Here is a 24,268-nt window from a genome sequence, read left to right on the forward strand (position 1 = left end):
CGAACGAGCACCGAAGGAGCCCCGATGGGCTGGAACAACCCGCCGATCCCCTGGTCGGAGTTCGAGCGCCGCCTCTCCAGCGGCAAGCGCGCCGACGGCACGGTCGTCCAGGGCGACGGCGGCGACAGTCCGGCCTGGTCGCACAAGCGCCCCGCCTACGTGGCAGGGGACGACGTCCGGCCGCCGGCTCATCCGGTGCCCTACGCCGAGCTGCACGCCCACTCCCACTTCAGCTTCCTCGACGGGGCGAGCAAGCCGGAGCAGCTGGTCGAGGAGGCGGTCCGGCTCGGCATCGACACTCTCGCGCTCACCGACCACGACGGCCTCTACGGCATCGTGAGGATGGCCGAGGCCGCGCAGGGGCACGCCGTCCGCACGGCCTTCGGAGCCGAGCTCTCGATCGGGCTCACCTCGCCTCAGAACGGGGTCGCCGATCCGGAGGGGACCCACCTGCTCGTCCTCGCGCGCCGCGAGGAGGGCTACCACCGCCTCGCCCGTGCGATCACCACCGCCCAGCTCGCCGGAGCCGAGAAGGGCAAGCCGAGCTACGACCTCGAGGAGCTCGCGCGCGCCGCCGACGGCCACTGGATCGTGCTGACGGGCTGCCGCAAGGGAGCGGTCCGTCAAGCGCTCGCCGCCGCAGGAGTGGCCGCGGCCGAGCGGGAGGTCCGCGAGCTCGTCCGGCTCTTCGGTCCCGCCAACGTCCTCGTGGAGCTGTACGACCACGGGGATCCCCTCGCCTCGCGCGCCAACGACCAGCTGGCGGCGATCGCCGAGAAGCTCCGGCTGCAGACGGTCGCCACCGGGAACGTGCACTACGCCCGGCCGGAGGAGCGCCCCCTCCAGACGGCCCTCGCCGCGGTCAGAGCACGCCGGAGCCTCGACGAGATGGACGGCTGGCTCCCCGCCGCAGGCGGCGCCCACCTGCGCTCCGGCGCCGAGATGGCCGAGCGCTTCGGCCGCTACCCCGGCTCCGTGGAGAACACGGTGCGAGTCGCCGACGAGATCGCCTTCGAGCTCGGCCGAGTCCGGCCCCGGCTGCCGCGCCAGGAGGTCCCCGAGGGGCACACCTCGATGAGCTGGCTGCGCGAGCTCGTGCGCGAGGCCGTGCCGGCCAAGTACCCCCGCGCCGACGCCGACGTCCTCGCGCGCCTCGAGAAGGAGCTCGCGGTGATCGAGCAGAAGGACTTCCCGGGCTACTTCCTGATCGTCCACGACATCGTCCACTACGCCAAGCGGAACGGCATCCTCTGCCAGGGACGCGGCTCGGCCGCCAACTCGGCGGTCTGCTACGTCCTGGGCATCACGGCGGTCGACTCGATCTTCTACGACCTGCCGTTCGAGCGGTTCCTCTCCAGCATCCGCGACGAGGAGCCCGACATCGACGTCGACTTCGACTCGGAGCGACGCGAGGAGGTGATCCAGTACGTCTACCGGAAGTACGGACGTCTGAACGCGGCCCAGGTCGCCAACGTCATCACCTACCGGCCCAAGTTCGCCGTGCGCGACATGGCCAAGGCCCTCGGATACAGCGCCGGGCAGCAGGACGGCTGGTCGAAGCAGGTCGAGCGGTGGGGGTCCGTCACCGAGAGCACCGACCACGACATCCCCGAGGACGTGGTCGCCCTGACCACCCGGGTGCTGGGCACGCCCCGGCACCTGGGCATCCACTCCGGCGGCATGGTGCTGACCGACCGGCCCGTGGGCGAGGTCTGCCCGATCGAGCCCGCCCGGATGGAGGACCGCACCGTCCTGCAGTGGGACAAGGACGACTGCGCCTGGATGGGCCTGGTCAAGTTCGACCTCCTCGGGCTCGGGATGCTCGCCGCCCTGCAGTACACGTTCGACCTCGTCGCCGAGCACGTCGGCGAGCAGTGGGACCTCTCCACCCTTCCCCGGGAGGAGAAGGGCGTCTACGACCAGCTCTGCCGCGCCGATTCGATCGGGGTGTTCCAGGTCGAGAGCCGGGCGCAGATGGGCACCCTCCCCCGGCTGCAGCCGCGCCGCTTCTACGATCTGGTGATCGAGGTCGCGCTCATCCGCCCCGGCCCCATCCAGGGCGGTGCGGTCCACCCCTACATCCGCCGCAAGCTCGGCGAGGAGCCGGTGACTTACCAGCACCCCCTCCTCGTGACGCCGCTCAAGCGCACCCTCGGCGTGCCGCTCTTCCAGGAGCAGCTCATGCAGGTGGCCGTGGCCGTCGGCGACTGCAACGCGGAGGACGCCGACCTGCTGCGCCGGGCGATGGGGTCCAAGCGCGGGACCGAGAAGATCGAGACCCTCCGCGAGCGGCTCTACCAGGGGATGGCCCGCAACGGCATCACGGGCGAGGTCGCGGACGACATCTACCTCCGGATCCAGGCCTTCGCGAACTTCGGCTTCGCCGAGAGCCATGCGATCAGCTTCGCCCTGCTGGTCTACGCGAGCGCCTGGCTCCGCCTGCACTACCCCGCCGCGTTCACCGCCGCGCTGCTGAGGGCGCAGCCCATGGGCTTCTACGCCCCGCACACCCTGGTCGCCGATGCCCGGCGTCACGGAGTGGAGGTCGTCTCGCCCGACGTCAACCGCTCCCTGGCGCCTCCCGGGCTCGAGGCGAAGGAGGACGCCCCCGCACGCCGGAGGGGCGGCGCCGCCTACGGGAGCGACGACTGCCTCCGCGCCGATCAGCCGCCCACGGGACTGTTCGACCGCACCGAGCACTTCCACACGGACGACCACAGGCGCGACAGCGGCTTCCTGATCCGGCTCGGGCTGGCCGGGGTGAAGGGCATCGGCACCGCGCTCGCCGAGCACATCGTCGCCGAGCGCGAACGCGGCGGACCCTACGCGAGCATGGCCGACCTCTCGCGTCGGGTCGGCACGACCGCCGCTCAGCTGGAGGCCCTCGGCGCCGCGGGCGCCTTCGACTCGCTCGGTCTGCAGCGTCGGCAGGCGCTCTGGGAGGCCGGCACTGCCGCAGGCGACCGCGAGGAGTTCCTCGCCGGTTCCACGGTCGTCGTGCAGCCCCCGCTCCTGCCGATGCTCTCCCCTCAGGAGCGCGTGGTCTTCGACTTCTGGGCCACCGGCATCTCACCCGACGACCATCCGCTGCGCCACCTCCGCGAGGGACTCGCTCGCCGCGGCGCCCGCTCCTCGGCCGATCTCCCCGGCATCCCCTCGGGGACCCGGATCGAGGTCGGCGGGGTCGTGATCCACCGCCAACGTCCCTCCACAGCCGGTGGAGTGACCTTCCTCAACCTCGAGGACGAGCACGGGATCCTCAACGTGATCTGCTCCGTCGGAGTATGGAACCGGTACCGCCGCGTGGCCCGCGAGGCACCCGCCCTGCTGGTCAGGGGGATACTCGAGCGCTCCGACGAGGGGGTGACGAACCTCCTCGCCGACAGGTTCGAGACCCTCACGGTCGGCGCTCGCACCACCTCCCGCAACTTCCGATGACCCCTCAGCGGCACCGCCCGCTCGCCCACGAGAAAGCGACACCATGACCACTCTCGACCACGCCGCTCCCGCTCCGCACCTCGATGCGCCGCTCCTGAACGACCGCGAGCTGCGCGAGCGCGTCTCCTCGCTGATCGGACCGGCCTACCGCCGGGCGCTGTGGCCGATCTTCCTCGACCGCGACGGCGTGCAGCTGCCGATCCTCTACCCGGTGGACGGGCTCCCCGTGCACCCCGACGAGGAGAAGACCGAGCGGATCGTCGCCACCCTCGCCAAGGCCGTGGCGCACCAGGACGTGGGCTCGCTCGCCTTCGCCCTCGAACGTCCCGGGCGCGCCTTCCTCGGCGAGACCGATCGGGTCCTCGCCCGTCACCTGGCGGCGGCGTGCCACAAGCGGGCCATCCCCCTCCGCGCGCTCCTGCTCGTTCACGACGAGGGAGTGCGGGTCGTGACCGCGACGGAGTACGCCGCGGTCACGCTCTGAGCGCTCGGGCCCGAGGCGACCGTTCAGGACAGCGGCGGCCGGCCACCTGATCAGCCGGCCGCCACGGAGCTCAGGCGCTCAGGCGCTCAGCGTCACCAGCAGCGAGGAGGCGCCGAGATCCACCTCGGTGTCCCCGGGCTGCACCGCGTACTCCCCGACGCCGAGCAGCGTCTCCGCCACCTCCGGCAGGGCGATGCGGGCGGCGGACTCGCCGACGTTGATCGCCACGGTCACCCGACCGCGGCCGAGAGTCAGCCAGCGGGCATCCTCGTCGAACTCCACGCGGAGCGACCCGAAGCGCGGGTCCGTCAGCTCGGGGTAGCGGCGGCGGATCGCCGCCAGCTCGCGGTACACCTCGAGGGTGCGGGCGTGACGCCCCTCCCCGACCTCGGACCAGTCGAGCCGCGAGCGCAGGAACGTCTCCGGGTCCTGCGGGTCGGGCACGACCTCCGGATCCCAGCCCATCTTCGCGAACTCCTCGATGCGGCCCTTCGCCGTCGCCTCGCCCAGATCCTTCTCCGGGTGCGAGGTGAAGAACTGCCACGGGGTCGACGCCGCCCACTCCTCGCCCATGAACAGCATGGGAGTGAAAGGGCCCAGCAGCGTCAGAGCAGCGGCGATCGCGAGACGGCCCTCGTCGAGGGACGCCGTCAGACGGTCGCCGACAGCCCGGTTGCCGATCTGGTCGTGGTTCTGGCTGCAGACCACCAGGCGCCAGGTCGGCATGTGCTCGGTGTCCACCGGACGGCCGTGGTGACGGCCGCGGAACGTCGAGAGGGTGCCGTCGTGGAAGAAGCCCCGGGTCAGCACCTTCGCGAGGGCGCCGAGCGGCGCGAAGTCCTCGTAGTAGCCCGTGGTCTCCCCGGTCAGCGCGACGTGGACCGCGTGGTGGAAGTCGTCGCTCCACTGCGCGTCGAGCCCGTAGCCGTGCGCCTCCCGCGGAGTGATCAGCGTCGGGTCGTTGAGGTCGGACTCGGCGATCAGCGTCAGAGGGCGCCCGACGTGGGCCGACAGCACGGCCACCTCGCTCGCCATCTCCTCGAGCACGTGCACGGCCCGCTCGTCCGAGAGGGCGTGCACCGCGTCCAGGCGCAGGGCGTCGACGTGGTAGTCGCGCAGCCACATCAGAGCGTTGTCGATGATGTACCCGCGGACGGTGTCCGAACCCTCGCCGTCGAGGTTGATCGAGCTGCCCCAGGTGTTGGCCTTCTCGTTCTTGAGGTACGGGCCGAACTCCGGCAGGTAGTTGCCGCTCGGGCCGAGGTGGTTGTAGACGACGTCCTGGACCACGCCGAGGCCGGCACGGTGGGCGGCGTCCACGAAGCGCTGGTACGCCTCGGGTCCGCCGTACGGCTCGTGCACGGCGTACCAGAGGACGCCGTCGTAGCCCCAGTTGTGCGTTCCGTTCACCGCGTTGACCGGCAGCAGCTCGATGAAGTCCACGCCGATCGAGCGCAGGTGCTCGAATCGCTCCGCCGCCGCGTCCAGGGTGCCCTCGGGTGTGAACGTGCCGAGGTGCAGCTCGTAGATGACGGCGCCGGCGAGCTCGCGCCCGGTCCAGGCGGAGTCGCCCCACTCGTGCGCCGAGGGGTCGAACGTGCGCGAGAGCTCGTGCACGCCCTTCGGCTGGCGGCGCGAGCGGGGGTCCGGCAGCGGACCACTGCCGTCCACCCGGTACCCGTAGTCGACCTCGCCGGTGGCCGGGGCCGACGCGGGCGCCCGCCACCATCCGTCGTCTCCGTGGCGGGTCATCGTCAGCGACGAGTCGTCGCCGAGAAGGAGCTCGACCGTCGAGGCCTCGGGGGCCCAGACGTCGAACCGCTCGGGCCCGGTCGTCGGGAGTGCGTAGCGGTAGGGAGTCGTGCTGATCACTGCTGTCTCCAGGAGGGGTCGGATCGGTCTGCGGTGCGGTGGCGGAACCGGTCAGGAGACCGGGGCGATCAGTGCCACGGGGTAGTCGGCGAGGATCTCGGCGACCGGAGTCACTCCTCCCGCGAAGGTGCGGCCGGTGAGGACGTCCTCCATCGGGTGCCCGGGCAGGACCACGACCGTGCCGTTCCACCCGCCCGAAGCGGCGAGGCCCTCGGGGAGCCGGGTCGCGACGGTCAGCGCGCCGCCGCGGTCGAAGGCGATCGCGTGCTCGGCGGCGGGCCCGATCGCGGGGACGGCGGCGTAGCGGGTGAACAGCTCGGGGCGGTCGCGGCGGAGCCGGAGGGCGCGTGAGGTGACGAGGAGCTTCGCGGCTCCCTCGGCGTCGATCGCGGGCTTCCAGCCGCCGTCGATCCGCTCCAGCAGCGCTCGACGCTGCCCGAAGTCGACCTCGCGGCGGTTGTCCGGGTCGACGAGGGAGGTCTCCCAGAGCTCGCTGCCCTGGTAGACGTCCGGGATGCCCGGGGCGGTGATCTGCACGAGCTTCGCGGCGAGGCCGTTCGACCAGCCGGCGGCCGACACCCGCTCGACGGTCTGCTCGACCAGCCGGCGGACGGCGGGCTCGTCGAACGCCGCGTCGATCGCCGCGTGCATCCGCTTCTCGAACTGCTCGTCAGGAGCGGTCCAGTGCGTCGAGTCGTCGGCCTCGCGCGACGCCTTCTCGGCGTAGGCGTGCAGGCGCTCGCGGCTCGCGGGCCAGGTCCCCACGACGGCCTCCCAGAGCAGGTGCTCGATCGGGCCGTCGCCGAAGCCGACGAGGGCGTGGAGCTCGCGGAGCGTCGCCGCCCACGCCTCCGGGTCCTCGGCCAGTGCGGTGATGCGGGCACGGGTGTCCTCGCCGCGCTTCGTGTCGTGGGTCGAGAGCGTCGTGAGCGAGGCGGGGAACGAGGCCTGGCGCACGGCCTGGCGGCGGTGGAACTCGACCAGGTCGATCGCGAACTCGTCCGGGTCCGCTCCGACCTCGTTCAGCGAGGTGAGGCGGCTGAAGCGGTAGAACGCCGTGTCCTCGACGCCCTTCGCCATCACCATGCCGGAGGTCTGCTGGAAGCGCACGGACACCGGCGTGCCGGTCTCGCCGAGCGCCGCGGCGACCTCGTCGATGGTCGCGCGGATCTCTGGGCGGCGGCGCACGGCGTCGACGCGGGCGTGCTCGAGGTGCTCCGCTCCGTAGGGGAGGTAGCTGCGGTAGACCGGGTAGGTCGCCAGGAGCTCCGCCAGCGCGTCGTCCGCTCCCTCGATGCCGGGGATCAGGCGGGCCAGCCGCAGGACCTCGGAGCGGAGGATGCCGTCGGCGATGCCGCGCTTGGTGTCGTGGATGAGGTCGGCCCACTGCAGCGGGGCGCCCTTCCCCGTGAGCTCGGCGTCGAGGCCCTCCAGCACGGGGCGGGCGTCGGGGTCGACCAGGATGCGGTCGACGTCGGCCAGGGCGTCGTAGCCCGTGGTGCCGACGGTCGCCCAGTGCGGCGGGAGCTCCTCGTCGCCCTCGAGGATCTTCTCGACCCAGACCGGCGCGCCGCCGATCGCGTGGGCCAGGTCGTCGAGGTATCCGCCCGGGTCGGCCAGGCCGTCCGGGTGGTCGACGCGCAGGCCGTCAGCGAGCCCCTCGGTGAACCAGCGGACGATCTCGGCGTGCGAGGCGTCGAACACCTCGGGCCGCTCGACCGTGATGGCGGCGAGGGTGTTCACCGCGAAGAAGCGGCGGTAGTTCAGCTCGGCGTCGGCGCGGCGCCAGTTCACGAGCTCGTAGCTCTGGCGCTCGTGCACCGTGCGGCCGGAGTCGCCGCGCTCGGCGGTGCCGGGCGCGATCGGCAGGCGGTTCTCGTAGTAGTGCAGCTCGTCGCCGACGACCTCGAGCGCGTCGAGCTCGCTGTCGCTGTCGCCCTCGCTCGCACCGTCGCCGAGGATCGGCACGCGCAGCTTCCCGCCCCCCGCCTCCCAGTCGATGTCGAAGGCGGTGGCGTAGCGGGAGGACTTCCCGTTCCTCAGCAGGTCCCACCACCACGAGTTCTCGCTCGGGGTCGCGACGCCCATGTGGTTGGGGACGATGTCGATGAGGACGCCGAGGCCCTCCGCCCGCGCCGCGGCCGAGGCGTTCGCCAGGCCGGCCGCGCCACCGCGGTCGGGATCGACCTCGGTGTGGTCCACCACGTCGTAGCCGTGGTCCGAGCCGGGCTCGGCCTTCAGCAGCGGCGAGAAGTACAGCCAGTCCGCTCCGAGCGCGCGCACGTAGTCGGCGACGCGGGCGGCGTCGTCGAGGTCGAACGCCGACCGGATCTGGAGGCGGTAGGTGGAGGCGGGCAGACGCACGTCAGGCTCCTGTCGAGGGTGCGGTCGCGGAGTCGGTCGACTCGGCGTGGGGGCTGGTGGGTCCCGTCGAGGAGACGATCGGGATGGCCGAGGTGGCGGCCAGGGACGCGAGCGAGGCGGCGACCGAGTGGTCGACCTCGGGCTCGGGGGTGCTGTGCTCCTGGAGGATGACGAGAGACTTCGCCTGGACGGTGAGCATCGCCCCCGCCGGACGCGGGATCGAGTCCGCCTCGGCGCCGGCGGTGTCGACGAGGACGCTCCACTCGAGCGCGTACTCGTCGCTCGGGATCGCGAACTCGACGTCGACGTCGTCGGCGTTGAAGTACAGGAGGAAGCTGTCGTCGGTGACGGGGCGCCCGCGCTGGTCGCGCTCGCGGATCCCGTTGCCGTTGAGGTAGATGCCCACCGATCGGCCGAGACCGGAGTCCCAGTCGGACGGGGACATCTCGGTGCCGGCGGCGGTGAACCAGACGATGTCGGGCAGGGGCTCGCCGTCGCCGCGCAGGACGGGGCGGCCGTCGAAGAAGCGCATGCGGCGGAAGGTCGGGTGCTCGGCGCGCAGGCGGATGAGCGCCGCGGTGAACTCGAGCAGCGGCCGGTCGGCGTGCGCCCAGTCGATCCAGGTCAGCTCGCTGTCCTGGGCGTAGGTGTTGTTGTTGCCGTTCTGGGTCCGGCCCAGCTCGTCGCCGTGGAGGATCATCGGAACGCCCTGGGAGATCAGCATCGTCGCGAGGAAGTTCCGCTGCTGGCGCGCCCGGAGCGCGAGCACCCGCGGGTCGTCCGTGGGCCCCTCCACGCCGTGGTTCCAGGAGCGGTTGTGCGACTCGCCGTCGTTGCCGTCCTCGCCGTTGGCGTCGTTGTGCTTCTCGTTGTACGAGACCAGGTCCCGGAGGGTGAAGCCGTCGTGCGCCGTGACGAAGTTGATCGAGGCGACCGGGTAGCGGCCCGAGTGCGCGTAGAGGTCGGCCGAGCCGGTGAGGCGCGAGGCGAACTCCCCCAGCGTCGACGGCTCGCCGCGCCAGAAGTCGCGGACCGTGTCGCGGTACTTGCCGTTCCACTCCGTCCACTGGGGCGGGAAGTTTCCCACCTGGTAGCCGCCGGGCCCGACGTCCCACGGCTCGGCGATCAGCTTCACCTGCGAGACCACCGGGTCCTGCTGGACGAGCTCGAAGAAGGTGGAGAGCCGGTCGACGTCGTAGAACTCGCGTGCCAGCGCCGAGGCGAGGTCGAAGCGGAAGCCGTCGACGCGCATCTCCGTCACCCAGTAGCGCAGCGAGTCCATGATGAGTTGGAGCGAGTGCGGGTGGCGCACGTTCAGGGTGTTCCCGGTGCCGGTGTAGTCCATGTAGTAGCGCTTGTCGTCGTCGACGAGGCGGTAGTAGGCCTCGTTGTCGATGCCGCGGAACGACAGGGTGGGGCCGAGGTGGTTGCCCTCCGCCGTGTGGTTGTAGACCACGTCGAGGATGACCTCGATGCCCGCCGCGTGGAGCGCCTTCACCATGCTCTTGAACTCCTGGACCTGCTGGCCCTGGTCGCCCGTGGAGGAGTAGGTGTTCTGCGGTGCGAAGAAGCCGATCGTGTTGTAGCCCCAGTAGTTCGAGAGGCCCTTGTCCATCAGCGTGGAGTCGTTCACGAACTGGTGCACGGGCATGAGCTCGATCGCCGAGACGCCCAGGTGCTTGAGGTGGTCGATCACCGCGGGGTGGGCGACTCCGGCGTAGGTGCCGCGGAGCTCCTCCGGCACGTCGGGGTGCGTCTTGGTGAGCCCCTTCACGTGCGCCTCGTAGATCACGGTGCTGTCGTAGGAGGTGCGCGGGCGGCGGTCACCGGCCCAGTCGAAGAAGGGGTTGATGACGACGCCCATCATCATGTGCGGCGCCGAGTCCTCGTCGTTCGTCGAGTCCGGGTCGCCGAAGGTGTACGAGAAGAGGGACTGGTCCCAGTCGATCTCCCCCGAGATCGCCTTCGCGTAGGGGTCCAGCAGCAGCTTGTTCGGGTTGCAGCGGTGGCCGGCATCGGGGTCGTACGGTCCGTGGATGCGGAAGCCGTAGCGCTGGCCCGGCTGGACCTGCGGGAGGTAGCAGTGCCAGACGTAGGCGTCCGACTCCTGGATCTCGACGCGCGTCTCGGTGCCGTCCTCCGCGAAGAGGCACAGTTCGACGCGATCGGCGATCTCGCTGAACAGGGCGAAGTTCGTGCCGCTTCCGTCGAACGTCGCGCCCAACGGGTAGGCGGTTCCGGGCCAGGTCTCCACGAGACTCCTCAGGGGATTGTTCTCGGGCAGTCCGGGAGACGCCGATGTGCGGTCTGCGGATGCCCGACGTCGGGGGTGATGGTCCGTCACTTCCGCGACGGACCGACTGCTCAGCTTAGCGAGCGTGTCTCGAGCATTCCCCTGACGGTCAGCGCTCATCGCGCGGTCCTCCTCCGGTGGTCACGACCCTCGGCCGGAACCGCCGTCCGGTTCGTCCTGCGGGCGCGTGAGCGGGCAGGTCGTTCCGGTGGGTCACGCTCGAACAGTACGGTCGCGCCCGGTCCGCTGGGGAGGGCTGGCGCCGCGCCGGGTGCATCGGCTAGAACGCGCCGGAGGGGCTGTCCGGCCCACGCGGAGGGGCCGGCCGGGCTGGGCGGGAGCAGCGATCGGCCCCGTCGTCAGGGCCACGTCGCCACGGACCGGGGCGCCGCACCGCGATCAGTGCGAGCCGAGCCTGCGCCGCAGGAGATCGATCCGCGCCTGCAGCTGGGTCACGCTCGCCTGCGCCACCGCGGGTCCGCCGCAGAGCCGGCGCAGCTCGGTGTGCACCTGGCCGTGCGACTCGCCCGTCCCCCGTGCCCACAGGCCGACCAGGGAGTTGAGCAGGCTGCGCTGCTCCTTGAGCGTGCGGTAGAGCGGTGCCGGGATCTCGCTCGCCGGCTCGGCCGGGGCCGCCGCCCCCGCGCGGCTGCCGGCGCGCTTGGCCTGCCGCTGCTGCCGGTGCTGGAGCAGCTCCCGCACCTGGTCGGGCTCGAGGAGCCCCGGCAGTCCGATGAAGTCGAGCTCCTCCTCGCTCTCGACCTCGACCTCCATCCCGAACTCGGCGCCCTCGTAGACGACGCGGTCGAAGGTGGCGGCCGAGCCGATCGACTCGAAGCGGCCCTCCTCCAGGAGATCCGAGGACGCCTTCTCGCTGCGCTCGGCGTCGGCCATCAGATCGGCCTCGGGGTACTCCTCGTCGTCGGAGGTCCTGCGGTCGAGGGCGTGATCGCGCTGCAGCTCCATCGAGCCCGCCAGCGCGAGCAGGCCGGGCACGTTCGGGAGGAACACCGAGGCGGTCTCGCCGCGGCGCCGCGCGCGCACGAAGCGGCCGATCGCCTGGGCGAAGAACAGCGGAGTCGACGCCGATGTCGCGTAGACGCCGACGGCGAGCCTCGGCACGTCGACGCCCTCGGAGACCATGCGGACCGCGACCATCCAGCGACTGGTGTCCTTCGCGAACTCCTCGATCCGGTCGCTCGCCTCCTTCTCGTCGGAGAGCACGACGGTGACGGTCTCGCCGCTGATCTCGCGGAGCATCGCGGCGTAGGCGCGCGCGGTGTAGTGGTCGGTCGCGATGACCAGGCCGCCGGCGTCGGGCACGGCGCGCCGCACCTCGGTGAGGCGGGTGTTGGCGGCGCGGAGGACCGAGGGGATCCAGTCGCCCTTCGGGTCCAGCGCGGTCCGCCAGGCCTGCGAGGTGATGTCCTTGGTGTTGCCCTCGCCGAGCCGCGCCTCCATCTCGTCGCCGGCCTTCGACTTCCAGCGCATCTGCCCGGCGTAGACCATGAACAGCACCGGCCGGACGACGCCGTCCGCGAGCGCGCGGCCGTAGCCGTAGGCGTAGTCGGTGAGCGAGGTGCGGATGCCCTCCTCGTCCGGCAGGTAGCTGACGAACGGGATCGCTGCCGTGTCCGAGCGGAACGGCGTCCCGGTCAGCGAGAGCCGGCGGACGGCGGGCTCGAAGGCCTCGCGCACCGCGTCGCCCCAGCTGAGCGCGTCGCCGGCGTGGTGCACCTCGTCGAGGATGACGAGGGTGCGCCCGGACAGTGTGAGCTCGCGGTGGAGCTCGGCGCGGACGGCGACCTGCGCGTAGGTGACGGCGACGCCGTGGTAGTGGCGGGCGTGGCGGCCCATGCGGTTGGTGAAGGTCGGGTCGAGGCGGATGCCGACGCGGTGCGCGGCCTCGGCCCACTGGCGCTTGAGGTGCTCCGTCGGCGCGACCACGGTGATCCGGTCGACCGTGCGGTTGTGCAGCAGCTCGGCGGCCAGCCGCAGCGCGAAGGTGGTCTTGCCCGCGCCCGGGGTCGCGGCGGCCAGGAAGTCGCGCGGCTCGTGCTGGAAGTAGGCCTCGAGCGCCTCCGCCTGCCAGGCGCGGAGCTTGTTCGCGGTACCCCACGGCGCCCTGCCCGGGAACGACGGGGACAGGTGCTCAGCGGCGGAGGTGCCGACCTGATGACCGAAGCTCGAGGGACTGTTCACGTGGACCGAATCTAGCCGACGCCTCCGACAGCGGCTCGGTCTCCGCGGCCCGCCGGGAGGCGCACGGCGTGTCGCGCCGTGCCACCGGCGGCCGGGTGCGGAGCATGATGGAGGGATGGTCGAGCAGCGTCATCCGTGGTCCCGCTACGTCGCCCTGGGCGACTCCTTCACCGAGGGGATCGGCGATCCCGAGCCCGGCAGCCCCGGCGGGCACCGCGGCTGGGCGGACCGCGTGGCGGAGGTCCTGGGCAGCCAGAACGAGGACTTCGCCTACGCCAACCTGGCGGTCCGCGGCCGCCTCCTGCAGCAGATCGTCGACGAGCAGGTCGAGCCCGCCCTGGAGCTGCGCCCCGACCTCATCACCATCTCCGCGGGCGGGAACGACGTCATCCGCCCGGGGACCGATCCCGACGACATCGCGTCCCGCTTCGAGTCGGGCCTCGCCCGGCTCCGCTCCGACGGGGCGACCGTCGTCCTCTTCACCGGAGTGGATGTGGGCTTCTCCCCCGTGTTCGGGCGGATCCGCGGGAAGGTCGCGATCTACAACGAGAACCTGCGGGCGCTGGCCAAGCGGTACGACTGCATCGTCGCCGACCAGTGGTCCCTCCAGGAGATCCAGGACGTGCGGATGTGGGCGCCGGACCGCCTGCACCTCAACCCGCACGGCCACCACGAGGTCGCGCGCATGGTCCTCGAGTCGCTGAACGTCGAGAACGACCTGCGCCCCCTGGCCCCGGAGCCGCTGCACGCCCGCACCTGGCGTGCCGCCCGCACGGAGGACATCCAGTGGGCGCGGGAGTACCTCGTGCCGTGGGTGCTGCGCCGCGTCCGCCACCAGTCCTCCGGCGACTTCATCACCGCCAAGCGGCCCTCCGCCGAGCGCTGGAGCACCGATCCCGCGGCCTCGGAGCCGGGCTCGGTCGTGCCGGGCAACGCGACGCCGGAGGAGGTCGCCGAGGACATCGCGACCGCGGGCGTGCGGATCATCGACGACCGGGCCGCGGATCCCCTGGCCTGATCCGCTCCCGGGAGGCGGCGGCTCGCCCCGCGCTCAGCCGAACAGCTCGGCCGGGTGGCCGAGGCGCCAGGCGAAGCCCGGGTCCTCGATCGACCCGTCGGCGACGAGGGGAAGCTCGTACGGGGTGCCGTTGACGTCGACGGTCGCGGTCCCCACGCGCTCGCCGTCGGCGACGGTCTCGAGCGGATCGAGGGCGACCGTGGTCGTCGTCGAGACCGCACCCCACACCAGCACGGACCGCGCCTCCGCGGTCTCGGCCGTCGCCGTCTCCCCCCAGGCGCTCGTGAGGGTGCCGTAGTCCTGGCCCTCGACGGTCAGCGGGACGGTCCGGAAGCCCGCCTCGACGGTCGGGACGAGGGTCAGCACGTCCGCGGCGAGCTGCGGGTGCGTGCGCGCGCCCACCACCACGCCGACGAGGGTGACCGGCCGGCCCTCGACGGTCGCGTCGAGCGAGAACAGCAGGCACGAGCCCGCCTCGTCGGTCGTCCCCGTCTTGATACCGTCCACTCCCGAGCGGCCGAGGAGCGAGTTGGTGTTGTCGACCTCGCCGACCCCCGGGATGACCGCGGTCGGCGTCGCGACGATCGGAGCGAGCACCGGGTCGGCGATCAGCAGCTCGCCCAGGCGCACCATCTCGGCCGTCGTGCTGACCGTCGCCGGCGAGAGCCCGCTGGTGTCGGCGAGGGAGGTCCGCTCGAGCCCCTGCCCGTCGAGCCAGCCGCGCGCCGCGGCGAGGAAGGCGTCCTCCGAGCCGTACGCCCAGATCGCGAGGGACTTCGCGTAGTTGTTCGCGGACGGGAGCATCATGGCGGTCAGCGCCTCCCGCTCGGTCAGCTGCAGACCCGCGGTGACCGGAGCGTTCGAGCCGTTCTCGGCCAGGGTGTCGTTGTAGTACTGCACGTCCGCGCTCGTGAAGGTGATGGTCTCCCCGTCCGTCCCCTCTGCGATCGGCTTCGCCGCGAGGACGACGAGAGCGGTGACGACCTTGGCGATGCTCCCCGTCGGCACGGTTCCGGTGGAGCCGTAGCGGGCGAGCAGCCCGTCCTCCTCCGTCCCGTCGATGCCCACGGCCGCCACGGCGCCGGAGCCGTAGGCCGGCCAGGCCGGAGCGGGCGCGTCGACGGTGCTCGGGACGGGGTCCACCGCGACGGCGCTCGCCGTCGGCAGCTCCGCGGTCGCCGCGTTGGTCGCGTAGGCACCGCCTCCGCCGACCAGCACGGTCGCAGCGACGAGACCGGCGACGACCGCCCCGCGCCGTCGACGCGGTCGCGGCTCCGGCGCGGCGGGCTCCCCGAACAGGTCGAGGGCGTCGTCGGATCGGGTCGGGGAGGTCACCCCGTCATCGTACGGGCGGGCCTCTCACCCGTCCCGGACGCCGCCCCGTCGTCGGGCGCGGCGGGTGACGCGCGGCACCGACCCCGATCCAGCGGCGGGAGCGTCAGCAGCAGGTCACCGCGGGGCCGCCGAGCGCCGGAGCCGGGCGGTCAGCGCCCGCGGGTCAGCGCCCACAGTGCGACGGCGCTCGCCGAGGCCACGTTGAGCGAGTCGACGCCGTGCAGCATCGGGATGGTGACGACGGTGTCCGAGGCGTCCAGCGCCGCGCGGCTGAGCCCGTCCCCCTCGGCGCCCAGGACGATCGCGACGCGCTCGGGGCGAGCCGCCGCGTACTCGTCGAGCGGCACCGCGTCCGGAGCGAGCGCCAGCGCGGCGACCGAGAACCCGGCCTCCTCCAGAGCGCGGCGAGCCGGTGCCCACTCGGGGGTGCGCGTCCACGGCACCTGCAGGACCGTGCCCATGCTCACCCGGACGCTGCGCCGGTACAGGGGGTCCGCGCACCGCGGCGTCACGAGCACCGCGTCCGCGCCCATGCCGGCCGCGGCGCGGAAGACGGCGCCGACGTTGGTGTGGTCGACCAGGTCCTCCAGGATCACGACGAGGCGCGCGCCCTCCAGCAGCTCGGCCATCGGCCGCAGCGGCGGACGGTGCATCGAGGCGAGCGCTCCGCGGTGGAGGTGGAACCCGGTCAGCTCCTCGATCAGCGGATCCGGCGCCACGAAGACCGGCACCTCGGGATGACGCTCGAGCACCCCGGCCGCGTCCGGCAGCCGCTTCTCCTGCACCAGGACCGAGCGGGGACGGTGCCCGGCGTCGAGCGCCCGCTCGATCACCTTGGCCGACTCGGCGATGTACAGACCGCCCTCCGGCTCCAGCACCCGCCGCAGCGCCACGTCGGTGAGGCGGTGGTAGTCGGCGAGGAGCGGGTGGTCGAGGTCGGTGATGTGCACGATCGGCATCCCGGCAATCTAGGGCACGGCGCGGACTAAACTCGTCCAGGGGCCGCTCGAACGGCCCTCGAAGGAGGCGCGGATGGAGTCGAGTCCGACACCGGTCGCCGAGGGCCCCGAGGCGCTCGCGGTCGAGCAGGCCGTCGAACTCCTCAGCGGGCGCCGCATCGCCGCCGTCACCGGCGCGGGCATGAGCACCGACTCGGGCATCCCCGACTACCGCGGAGCCGGGGCACCGGTGCGCAGCCCGATGACCTACTCCCAGTTCGTCGCCGACCCCGACTACCGCCGCCGGTACTGGGCCGGCAGCCAGCTCGGCTGGCGCCGCTTCACCAGCACGCTCCCCAACGACGGCCACCGGGCCCTGGCCCGGCTGGAGGAGCGCGGCCTGCTCACGGGCGTCGTCACCCAGAACGTCGACGGCCTGCACGTCCGGGCCGGCTCGCGCCGCGTGGTGGATCTGCACGGCTCGGCGGACCGTGTGCGCTGCATGACCTGCGGCCAGTACTTCGCGCGCGACGCGGTGGCCGAGCGGATCGAGGCGCTCAACCCCTGGCTCGACGACCCCGACGTCTCCTCCCTCAACCCCGACGGCGACGCCGAGGTCCACGACGTCTCGGCGATGACCGTCCCCGAGTGCACGGTCTGCGGCGGGATCCTGAAGCCGGACATCGTCTTCTTCGGCGAGTTCATCCCGACCGAGCGGTTCGAGGAGGCGCGCGCCATCGTCGCGGGCGCCGACGCGCTGCTCGTGGCCGGCTCGTCGCTCGTGGTCAACTCCGGCATCCGCTTCCTCGAGATCGCCCGTCGCGCCCGGATGCCGATCGTGATCGTCAACCGCGGCACCACCAAGGGCGACTCGCGCGCGAGCATCAAGATCGACGGCGGCACCAGCGAGGTGCTCCGCGAGCTCGCCGAGCGCCTGCCCGCGCGCCGCACCGCCGCCCTCTGAGCTCCCGCCCGCTCCGCACCCGACCTCCCGAGAGGCCCCTGTGACCCAGCTCACCCTCGTCCGCCACGGCCAGACCGACTGGAACGCCGCCCGGCGCATCCAGGGCAGGAGCGACATCCCGCTCAATGCGACCGGGCGCGCCCAGGCGCGGGCGGCGGCGCGGCTGCTCGCCGACCGGCGCTTCGACGCGGTGGTCGCCAGTCCGCTGCAGCGCGCCTTCGACACCGGAGCGATCATCGCGCGCGGTCTCGGACTCGACGAGCCGCTGGCGGTGCCGGGCCTGGCCGAGCGCGCCTACGGCGAGGCGGAGGGGATGACCGGTCCCGAGCTCGCCGAGCGCTTCCCCGGAGGCATCGAGCGCGCGCCGATCCCCGGCTGCGAGACCCGCGCCGAGGTCGTCGAGCGGGCGACCGCCGCGCTGCTCGAGGTGGCCGAGCGCTTCCCCGACGCGTCCGTCGTCGTCGCCACGCACGGTGCGGTCATCGGCAGCCTGATCCGCGCGCTCAGCAGCGAGGACCTCCCCGTGCACGGCGTCTCGGTCGGCAACGGCTCCCGGCACGACTTCGCGATCGTCGACGGGGCACTGCGCATCGTCGGCGTCGACGACTCCGGCGACGTGGTCGTGGCGGACGTCGACCTCGACGACGTGCTCAGCCCGGCCCCGGGAGCCTGACGGCCCGCCTCCCGGAGGCGGTCCGATCGCCGGACCGCGTCAGCGCCGGCCGAGGTCCTGCAGGAGCCCGAAGAGCACCCGGGCGGAGTCGCGCCAGGAGAAGGCCGCGGCCCGCTCCCTCGCCCGGGCCGAGTGCGTCCGCCACACGGCGCCGTCCTCGAGCGACCGCACGCCGTCCGCGATGCCCTTCGCGCTCGACGGTTCGACGTACACGGCGGCGTCCTGGGCGATCTCGCGGAAGATCGGGATGTCGCTCACCACGACCGGCGTCCCGAGCGCCATCGCCTCGACCAGCGGGATCCCGAAGCCCTCGTCCCTGCTCGCCGTCACGAGAGCGGTCGCCCGCGCGAGCACCGCGCGGTACTCCGCGTCCGGCGCCCCCTGGTGGAACACCAGCTTCGCGGTCGGCGCCAGGGCCCGGAGCGTCTCGACGGTCTCGTCGCTCGCCCGGCTCATCAGGTGCAGCTCGTAGTCGGGCAGCAGCCGCATCGCGCGCGCGAGCGTCTCGACGTTCTTGTAGGGCATGAACGAGCCCATGTAGACGAGCGAGCGCCCGGCCGACCGGTCGGGCAGCGATCCCGCCAGAGCGGCGCTCGCCTCGTCGGGCTCGGTCGCCGCGTTCGGGACGACGACCACCGGCCGGGTGGTGAGGCGGTGGGAGCGGATCAGGTCGCGGGTGGTCTCCGAGACGGTGACGACCGCGTCGGCGCGCTGAAGGAGCCTCCGCTGCGGCCACCATGCGAGGTGGTAGAGCCGCCAGAGCGCGCGCACGGGAGCGGCCAGGTCGCGCGGCGGAGTGCGGTGGCGGTAGTAGATGAGGTCGTGCACGGTCAGGACGAGCCGGTAGCGGCGGCCGAGCGAGCCCATGGTCTGCATCGGCGAGAAGACCACGTCGGGCCGCAGCCGGTTCACCAGCAGCGCGACGAACGGCTCGAACGGGCTGGTCGGCCCGGTCACGCGCTCCCACGGGAGCGACGGGAGCATCGCGAGCTGGCGGCGGTCGCTGATCAGCATGGTCACGTCGTGCAGCTTCGCGAGCTCGCGGACGAGCTCCGCGGTGTAGCGGCTGATCCCGTCGTGCCGCTCGAGCCGGGTGTACCGGCAGTCGACGACGATCCTCATCGGTCGATCCCCTCCTCGAGGGCCGTCCGCAGCACGGCGGCGGCCTCGTCCGGCGTCTCGTAGTGGATCAGGTGGCCGACTCCGTCGATGACGTGCAGGCGGGCGTGCGGCAGCCTCTCGAGCAGGCGGTACTGCGCCGGGAGCGGAGTGATGTCGTCCTGCGCCGCGGCGATCAGCTGCGTCGGCACGCCGATCCGGGAGGCGTACTCGCCTACGTCGTGCGAGACGGAGGCGCGGAACGCCTCGAGGACCGTGTCGCGGGAGGCGAAGGCGCTGAAGTAGCGGTCGTGCTGGTCGTGCACGAAGCGTCGCAGCGCCGGCTCCTTCGTCTTCACCATCGCCAGGCTCATCACCCGCACGATCAGCGGGTCGCTGAGCAGGCGGCGTCCGAGGGGCCCCGGCAGGAGCGCGCCGAGCCTGTAGTAGAGGACGGCGAGCCTGGTCAGGACTCCGCGGGGACCCTGCAGGGCGGGCGCGCCGATCGGGTTGACCAGCACCAGGAGCGGAGCGGGCAGCCCGTCGGCGACGGCCGCGGCCGCGACGATCGAGCCGAAGGAGTGGCCGAGGACGGCCGCCTCGCCGCGGAGCCCCAGCGTGTCGAGGAAGGAGCCGAGCCAGGAGGCGTAGCCGTCCACGTCGTGCGGAAGGCGCGTCATCGGGGTCGAGGCGCCGAAGCCGGGCAGGTCGGGAGCGACGACCCGCACGTCCGCTCCCCCGGCGAGCAGACGGGCGATGACGGGCTCGAGGCCGTGGTGCTCGCCGCGGAACCCGTGCACCAGCACGAGGACGGTCGAGGCGTCCGGAGCGCCGTAGGTCCAGTAGGCGGTGCGGGATCCGGCGACGTCCACCGCGGCCTCGCGGACGGGGACACGGCCGAGATCGGAGGCGTAGGGGGAGGGAGTGGTCATCGCGTTCCTTATCGTAGGGAAAGCCCGTCGAAGATCTGGCCGCAACGCCTTGCGTGGCCTCGATCCGAGCCGGGAGCATGATCACGCGCTCGCAACACGGCGCACCGCCCACCCGTCTCGCGAGACGGTCATCCGCTCAGGCAGCAGCAGAAGGAGCACCGTGAGCTTCACGTCGCCGATCCAACTCCCCGGACTCGCCCTCGACCCCCAGTGGTACCGCCGGGCGGTGTTCTACGAGGTGATGATCCGGTCGTACTACGACTCCAACGGCGACGGCGCCGGCGACATCAACGGGCTCGCCTCCAAGCTCGACTACCTGCAGTGGCTCGGGATCGACGCCCTCTGGCTCCCGCCGTTCTACATGTCGCCTCTGCGCGACGGCGGCTACGACGTCTCCGACTTCAAGGCGATCCTCCCCGAGTTCGGCACGATGGAGGACTTCCGCGACCTCGTCCGGAAGGCCCACGAGCGCAACATGCGCATCGTGATGGACTTCCCGCTCAACCACACCAGCGACCAGCACGAGTGGTTCCAGCAGTCCCGGTCCGACCCCGAGGGCCCCTACGGCGACTTCTACGTCTGGAACGACACCGACGACAAGTGGCCGGACATCCGCATCATCTTCGTCGACACCGAGGACTCGAACTGGGCCTTCGACGCCGAGCGCCGCCAGTTCTACTTCCACCGCTTCTTCTCGCACCAGCCGGACCTCAACTTCGAGAACCCCGCCGTGCACGAGGCGATCCACGACGTGGTCAAGTTCTGGCTCGACCTCGGCGTCGACGGCATCCGGCTCGACGCGATCCCCTACCTCTACGAGTCCGACGAGGGCAACGGAGAGGGCGAGCCGCCCACCCACGAGTTCATCAAGAACCTCCGCACCATGGTCGACCGCGACTACCCCGGCCGCATCCTGATCGCCGAGGCGAACCAGTGGCCGCGAGAGGTCGCCGCGTTCTTCGGCACGGAGGAGGAGCCCGAGTGCCACATGGCGTTCGACTTCCCGGTCATGCCGCGCATCTTCTACTCCCTCCGCGCGCAGACGGCGAACGAGCTGAAGAAGGTGCTCTCCGAGACGTTCGACATCCCCAGCGGCGCCGCCTGGGGCGTGTTCCTCCGCAACCACGACGAGCTCACGCTCGAGATGGTGTCCGAGGAGTACCGCCAGGCCATGTACGGCTGGTACGCCTACGACCCGCGGATGCGCTCGAACATCGGCATCCGCCGCAGGCTCGCGCCGCTGCTGGACAACTCGCGTGCCGAGCTCGAGCTGATCAACGCCCTGCTCTTCTCCCTCGCCGGCAGCCCGTTCCTGTACTACGGCGACGAGATCGGCATGGGCGACAACATCTGGCTCAACGACCGCGACGCGTCGCGCACGCCGATGCAGTGGACGCCCGACCGCAACGCCGGCTTCTCGGCCGCCGACCCCGGCAAGCTCGTGCAGCCGATCGTCCAGTCGCTCGTCTACCACTACAACCAGGTCAACGTGGAGGCGCAGCTGGCGCAGTCCCGCTCCCTGCTGCACTGGATGCGGAACGTCCTGCACGTGCGCCGCGGCCACCCGGCGTTCGGCCTCGGGTCGATGCGCGTCCTCGAGACGGACCACGAGTCGGTGCTCGCCTTCGTGCGGGACTACGCCGGCTCGGGCTCCGAGATGGGCGACCAGCCCGAGGAGGTGCTCTGCGTCTTCAGCTTCAACCACAACCCGGTCTCGGTCACGATCACCGACCCGGAGAATCCCGGATCGACGCTGAGCGACCTGTTCGGCGGCGGCCGCTTCCCCGGATTCTCGGACGACGGCACGCTGACGATGACGCTCGGCACGCAGGGCTTCTTCTGGCTCCACGTCGCCAAGGCGCACGAGGCCCGCTGACCCGGCAGCACGCCGAGGGGCCTCCGGCCGATGTCGGAGGCCCCCTTTAGGCTGTCGGCGTGAGCACCACCGGAACGACCGAGACGCAGACTGAGCCGATGCTGTTCGACGACGCCGAGCGGGCGCTCGTCCCCTCCGAGGGGGCGCGGTGGTTCGACCTGCTGGCCGTGTTCGACCTCGAGACCACCGGCATCGACGTCCGCACGAGCCGCATCGTCACCGCGCACGTCGGCGTGATCGACGCGGCGGGCGAGCCGATCGAGGGCACGACCTGGCTCGCCGATCCCGGGGTCGAGATCCCGGCCGGCGCCTCCGCCGTCCACGGGATCAGCACCGAGCACGCCCGCGCGCACGGCCGCCCCGCCGGCGAGGTCGTGGCCGAGATCTCCGAGGCGCTGCGCTCGCTCCTCGCCCGCGGCATCCCGGTCGTCGTCTACAACGCCCCCTACGACCTCTCGCTCCTCGCCCACGAGGCGCGCCGCTGGGGCGTGCCCGTGCTGCTCGACCCGAGCCCCGTCGTCGATCCGCTCGTGATCGACAAGGCGGTGGACCGCTACCGCAAGGGCAAGCGCACCCTGACCCTCGCCGCCGAGCACTACGGCGTCGCCCTCACCGAGGCGCACGACGCGGGCGCGGACGCGATCGCGGCGGGCCGCGTCGCCCAGGCGCTGGGCCGCGCCTTCGCCGACGAGCTCGGAGTCGGCGCGGAGGCCCTGCACGCGCTCCAGGTCGACTGGTGCCGCACCCAGGCCGAGTCCTTCCAGGAGTACATGCGCCGCGTCCGCGACGAGTCCTTCGTCGCCGACGGGGGCTGGCCGGTCCGCCACTGACCCCTCAAGTCAGCGTGCGCCCCTCGCGCAGGAGCGCCACGTACTCCGCGATCCGCCGCTCCCGCGTCGCCGCCCGCTTCAGCTGCGAGAGGCGGAAGAGGAACGCGAAGCGCTTCTGCCCGCCGACGGTCGCGAAGAAGGCCAGGGCCTGCGGATCCGCGTCGAGCGCCCGCTGGAAGTCGTCCGGCACCTCCGCATCGCGCTGCCGGTAGGCCGCGTCCCAGCGCCCGTCGGCGCGTGCCCGCTCGACCTCGGCCCGCCCGCCCGGCAGCATCCGGCCCTCCGCCAGCAGCCGTGCGACGTGATCGCGATTGACCTTGGACCACGGGCTAGCGCGACGCCGCGGGGTGAAGGCCTGGAGCTTGAACTGCTCGTCGAAGGCTCCCGCCTGACCGTCGATCCAGCCGTGGCAGAGCGCGATGTCGAGCGCCTCGGCGTAGGTGATCCCCGGATCGACGGCGGCCTTCTTCCGCAGCTTCAGCCGGACTCCGTCCGGGTCGGGCTCGCCGCGGAGGTAGGCGTCCCACTCTTCAGGAGTCGTGAACGGCAGGATCGGCTTGTCGGCGAAGGACACCATGCCGGGACGCTACCGCGCCGGCTCCCCGACGGCCACGGCCCGCCCGTCGGCGCAAGCCCTCGCTCCGCGGACCGCGGCGCTGTGGGATCGGGTGAGCACGTGTTCCCCCTCTTCCCTCTCGCAAGGAGAAGTCATGCCCACGATCCGCACGGTCACCGTCCTCGGCAGCGGAGTGCTCGGCTCCCAGATCGCCTTCCAGTCGGCCTTCCACGGCTTCGACGTCACCGTCTACGACCTCTTCGACGACGTCCTCGAGTCGGCGCGCGAGCGGCTCCGCGGTCTCGCGGGCGTCTACGAGTCGGTGCCCGGCGGCGTCGCCGGCGGACCGCAGGAGGCGCTCGACTCCCTCCGCCTCACCTCCGACCTCGCGGAGGCTGTCGCCGACGCCGACCTCGTGATCGAGGCCGTCCCCGAGGACCTGGGCCTGAAGCAGGAGCTGTACGGCCGCCTGGGTGCGCTCGCTCCCGAGCGCACGGTCTTCGCGACTAACTCGTCCACGCTGCTCCCCAGCGACCTGAAGGCCTCGACCGGCCGACCCGACCGGTTCCTCGCGCTGCACTACGCCAACCACGTCTGGGCGCAGAACACGGCCGAGATCATGGGGACGGCGGACACGGACCCCGCCGTGGTCGACGCCGTCGTGGAGTTCGCCGTCTCCAGCGGCCTCGAGCCCATCAGGCTGCAGAAGGAGAAGGCCGGCTACGTCCTGAACTCGCTGCTGGTGCCGCTCCTCAGCGCCGCGTCGGGTCTGCTCATGGGCGGCTACGCCGACCACGAGACCATCGACAAGACCTGGAGGATCGGCACCGGCGCCCCGCTCGGACCCTTCCAGATCTTCGACGTCGTCGGTCTGCGGACCGCCTACAACATCGCCGCCGCGGCCCCGGACGAGGCCTCCCAGGCGTTCGCCGCCCACCTGAAGACGGAGTACGTCGATCGCGGCCGCCTCGGAACGGCCACCGGAGAGGGCTTCTACCGCTACTGAGGACCGCCCCGCGGGAACGACGAAGGGCCCCCGACCGTGAGGTCGAGGGCCCTTCGAGGAGTGCTACTTGCCGAAGTTCTTGTAGCGGCTGTTGAACTTCTCGACGCGGCCGGCCGAGTCCATGATGCGCTGCTTGCCCGTGTAGAACGGGTGCGAGGCGGAGGAGATCTCGACGTCGATGACGGGGTAGGTCACGCCGTCGAGCTCGATCGTCTTGCTGCTCTTCGCGGTCGAGCGGGTGAGGAAGGTCTCACCGGACGCGAGGTCGCGGAAGACGATCGCGGAGTACTCGGGGTGGATGTCGGTCTTCATGGTCGTGTCCTGTCGTCGATGGTCCTGAACCGCACCTGTCGTCGACGGGAACGGGTGGATGAGGGCGGGCGCACCGC

General features: G+C 72.0%; 18 protein-coding genes. 8 read left to right on the top strand and 10 right to left on the bottom strand.

The window, feature by feature from the left end:
• The first annotated feature begins 24 nt into the window (after positions 1 to 24).
• A complete protein-coding gene (locus C5C35_RS08330; protein WP_104262933.1) occupies positions 25 to 3,438 on the top strand; it encodes an error-prone DNA polymerase in 3,414 nt (1,137 codons plus the stop codon).
• A 43-nt stretch (positions 3,439 to 3,481) separates the two neighbouring features.
• The gene (locus tag C5C35_RS08335) at positions 3,482 to 3,922 is read left to right on the top strand and encodes a hypothetical protein (RefSeq protein WP_104221992.1); all 441 of its coding nucleotides are present in this window, start codon (positions 3,482 to 3,484) and stop codon (positions 3,920 to 3,922) included.
• Between the two features lie 78 nt (positions 3,923 to 4,000).
• Here C5C35_RS08335 and treZ read toward each other — a convergent pair whose 3' ends face one another.
• The 4 genes from treZ to C5C35_RS08355 all read right to left on the bottom strand — a co-directional run bounded on the left by treZ (position 4,001) and on the right by C5C35_RS08355 (position 12,653).
• Complete coding sequence (gene treZ, locus C5C35_RS08340) at positions 4,001 to 5,794, bottom strand: malto-oligosyltrehalose trehalohydrolase (RefSeq protein WP_258066371.1); 1,794 nt, start codon at positions 5,792 to 5,794, stop codon at positions 4,001 to 4,003.
• A 51-nt stretch (positions 5,795 to 5,845) separates the two neighbouring features.
• Complete coding sequence (treY, locus tag C5C35_RS08345) at positions 5,846 to 8,158, bottom strand: malto-oligosyltrehalose synthase (protein ID WP_104262934.1); 2,313 nt, start codon at positions 8,156 to 8,158, stop codon at positions 5,846 to 5,848.
• A gap of 1 nt (position 8,159) precedes the next feature.
• Positions 8,160 to 10,412, bottom strand: coding sequence for a glycogen debranching protein GlgX (gene glgX, locus C5C35_RS08350; RefSeq protein WP_104262935.1), 2,253 nt, complete (start codon positions 10,410 to 10,412; stop codon positions 8,160 to 8,162).
• A gap of 438 nt (positions 10,413 to 10,850) precedes the next feature.
• Entirely contained in the window at positions 10,851 to 12,653 is a 1,803-nt protein-coding gene (locus C5C35_RS08355) for a DEAD/DEAH box helicase (protein WP_104254993.1), read from the bottom strand.
• 115 nt (positions 12,654 to 12,768) lie between these two features.
• On the opposite strand from C5C35_RS08355, the gene C5C35_RS08360 reads away from it, so the two are divergent.
• Positions 12,769 to 13,671 (top strand): SGNH/GDSL hydrolase family protein, encoded by a 903-nt coding sequence (locus tag C5C35_RS08360; RefSeq protein WP_104262936.1) that lies wholly within the window; start codon positions 12,769 to 12,771, stop codon positions 13,669 to 13,671.
• 33 nt (positions 13,672 to 13,704) lie between these two features.
• Here C5C35_RS08360 and C5C35_RS08365 read toward each other — a convergent pair whose 3' ends face one another.
• Positions 13,705 to 15,006: a D-alanyl-D-alanine carboxypeptidase family protein gene (locus C5C35_RS08365; RefSeq protein ID WP_104262937.1), complete on the bottom strand. Its 1,302-nt coding sequence runs from the start codon at positions 15,004 to 15,006 to the stop codon at positions 13,705 to 13,707.
• A 149-nt stretch (positions 15,007 to 15,155) separates the two neighbouring features.
• The gene (locus tag C5C35_RS08370; RefSeq protein ID WP_104232619.1) at positions 15,156 to 15,965 is read right to left on the bottom strand and encodes an RNA methyltransferase; all 810 of its coding nucleotides are present in this window, start codon (positions 15,963 to 15,965) and stop codon (positions 15,156 to 15,158) included.
• A 73-nt stretch (positions 15,966 to 16,038) separates the two neighbouring features.
• Here C5C35_RS08370 and C5C35_RS08375 point away from each other — a divergent pair, with 73 nt between their 5' ends.
• Together C5C35_RS08375 and C5C35_RS08380 are read left to right on the top strand one after the other, a co-directional pair.
• Complete coding sequence (locus C5C35_RS08375; protein ID WP_104250355.1) at positions 16,039 to 16,908, top strand: Sir2 family NAD-dependent protein deacetylase; 870 nt, start codon at positions 16,039 to 16,041, stop codon at positions 16,906 to 16,908.
• Positions 16,909 to 16,948: 40 nt separating this feature from the next.
• Positions 16,949 to 17,581: a histidine phosphatase family protein gene (locus C5C35_RS08380; RefSeq protein ID WP_104232621.1), complete on the top strand. Its 633-nt coding sequence runs from the start codon at positions 16,949 to 16,951 to the stop codon at positions 17,579 to 17,581.
• A 39-nt stretch (positions 17,582 to 17,620) separates the two neighbouring features.
• On the opposite strand, the gene C5C35_RS08385 is transcribed toward C5C35_RS08380, so the two are convergent.
• Positions 17,621 to 18,703: a glycosyltransferase family 1 protein gene (locus tag C5C35_RS08385; RefSeq protein ID WP_104262938.1), complete on the bottom strand. Its 1,083-nt coding sequence runs from the start codon at positions 18,701 to 18,703 to the stop codon at positions 17,621 to 17,623.
• Positions 18,700 to 19,611, bottom strand: a complete 912-nt coding sequence (locus C5C35_RS08390; protein WP_104246810.1) for an alpha/beta fold hydrolase — start codon at positions 19,609 to 19,611, stop codon at positions 18,700 to 18,702. Before C5C35_RS08390 ends, C5C35_RS08385 begins: the two co-directional genes overlap by 4 nt.
• Before the next feature lie 160 nt (positions 19,612 to 19,771).
• Between C5C35_RS08390 and treS the strand changes: the two genes are divergently transcribed.
• Both treS and C5C35_RS08400 read left to right on the top strand, forming a co-directional pair.
• Complete coding sequence (treS, locus tag C5C35_RS08395; protein ID WP_104221970.1) at positions 19,772 to 21,487, top strand: maltose alpha-D-glucosyltransferase; 1,716 nt, start codon at positions 19,772 to 19,774, stop codon at positions 21,485 to 21,487.
• Positions 21,488 to 21,585: 98 nt separating this feature from the next.
• Positions 21,586 to 22,317, top strand: a complete 732-nt coding sequence (locus tag C5C35_RS08400) for a 3'-5' exonuclease (protein WP_104262946.1) — start codon at positions 21,586 to 21,588, stop codon at positions 22,315 to 22,317.
• A gap of 4 nt (positions 22,318 to 22,321) precedes the next feature.
• On the opposite strand, the gene C5C35_RS08405 is transcribed toward C5C35_RS08400, so the two are convergent.
• Positions 22,322 to 22,894, bottom strand: a complete 573-nt coding sequence (locus tag C5C35_RS08405; RefSeq protein WP_104262939.1) for a YdeI family protein — start codon at positions 22,892 to 22,894, stop codon at positions 22,322 to 22,324.
• 133 nt (positions 22,895 to 23,027) lie between these two features.
• Here C5C35_RS08405 and C5C35_RS08410 point away from each other — a divergent pair, with 133 nt between their 5' ends.
• Positions 23,028 to 23,879 (top strand): 3-hydroxyacyl-CoA dehydrogenase, encoded by an 852-nt coding sequence (locus C5C35_RS08410; RefSeq protein ID WP_104246809.1) that lies wholly within the window; start codon positions 23,028 to 23,030, stop codon positions 23,877 to 23,879.
• A gap of 63 nt (positions 23,880 to 23,942) precedes the next feature.
• Here the strand turns inward: C5C35_RS08410 and C5C35_RS08415 are convergent, their stop codons facing one another.
• Positions 23,943 to 24,191: a type B 50S ribosomal protein L31 gene (locus C5C35_RS08415; RefSeq protein ID WP_068253003.1), complete on the bottom strand. Its 249-nt coding sequence runs from the start codon at positions 24,189 to 24,191 to the stop codon at positions 23,943 to 23,945.
• Positions 24,192 to 24,268: the final 77 nt, after the last annotated feature.

The organism is Rathayibacter sp. AY1F8 (assembly GCF_002932165.1).
In the GTDB taxonomy this organism is placed as follows: Bacteria; Actinomycetota; Actinomycetes; order Actinomycetales; family Microbacteriaceae; genus Rathayibacter.

Coding starts and splice junctions, on each gene's coding strand:
- C5C35_RS08335 (WP_104221992.1), top strand. CDS start 3,482: ATGACCACTCTCGACCACGCCGCTCCCGCTCCGCACCTCGATGCGCCG.
- C5C35_RS08405 (WP_104262939.1), bottom strand. CDS start 22,894: ATGGTGTCCTTCGCCGACAAGCCGATCCTGCCGTTCACGACTCCTGAA.
- C5C35_RS08375 (WP_104250355.1), top strand. CDS start 16,039: ATGGAGTCGAGTCCGACACCGGTCGCCGAGGGCCCCGAGGCGCTCGCG.
- C5C35_RS08330 (WP_104262933.1), top strand. CDS start 25: ATGGGCTGGAACAACCCGCCGATCCCCTGGTCGGAGTTCGAGCGCCGC.
- C5C35_RS08415 (WP_068253003.1), bottom strand. CDS start 24,191: ATGAAGACCGACATCCACCCCGAGTACTCCGCGATCGTCTTCCGCGAC.
- C5C35_RS08400 (WP_104262946.1), top strand. CDS start 21,586: ATGCTGTTCGACGACGCCGAGCGGGCGCTCGTCCCCTCCGAGGGGGCG.
- C5C35_RS08385 (WP_104262938.1), bottom strand. CDS start 18,703: ATGAGGATCGTCGTCGACTGCCGGTACACCCGGCTCGAGCGGCACGAC.
- C5C35_RS08410 (WP_104246809.1), top strand. CDS start 23,028: ATGCCCACGATCCGCACGGTCACCGTCCTCGGCAGCGGAGTGCTCGGC.
- C5C35_RS08390 (WP_104246810.1), bottom strand. CDS start 19,611: ATGACCACTCCCTCCCCCTACGCCTCCGATCTCGGCCGTGTCCCCGTC.
- C5C35_RS08360 (WP_104262936.1), top strand. CDS start 12,769: ATGGTCGAGCAGCGTCATCCGTGGTCCCGCTACGTCGCCCTGGGCGAC.
- C5C35_RS08370 (WP_104232619.1), bottom strand. CDS start 15,965: ATGCCGATCGTGCACATCACCGACCTCGACCACCCGCTCCTCGCCGAC.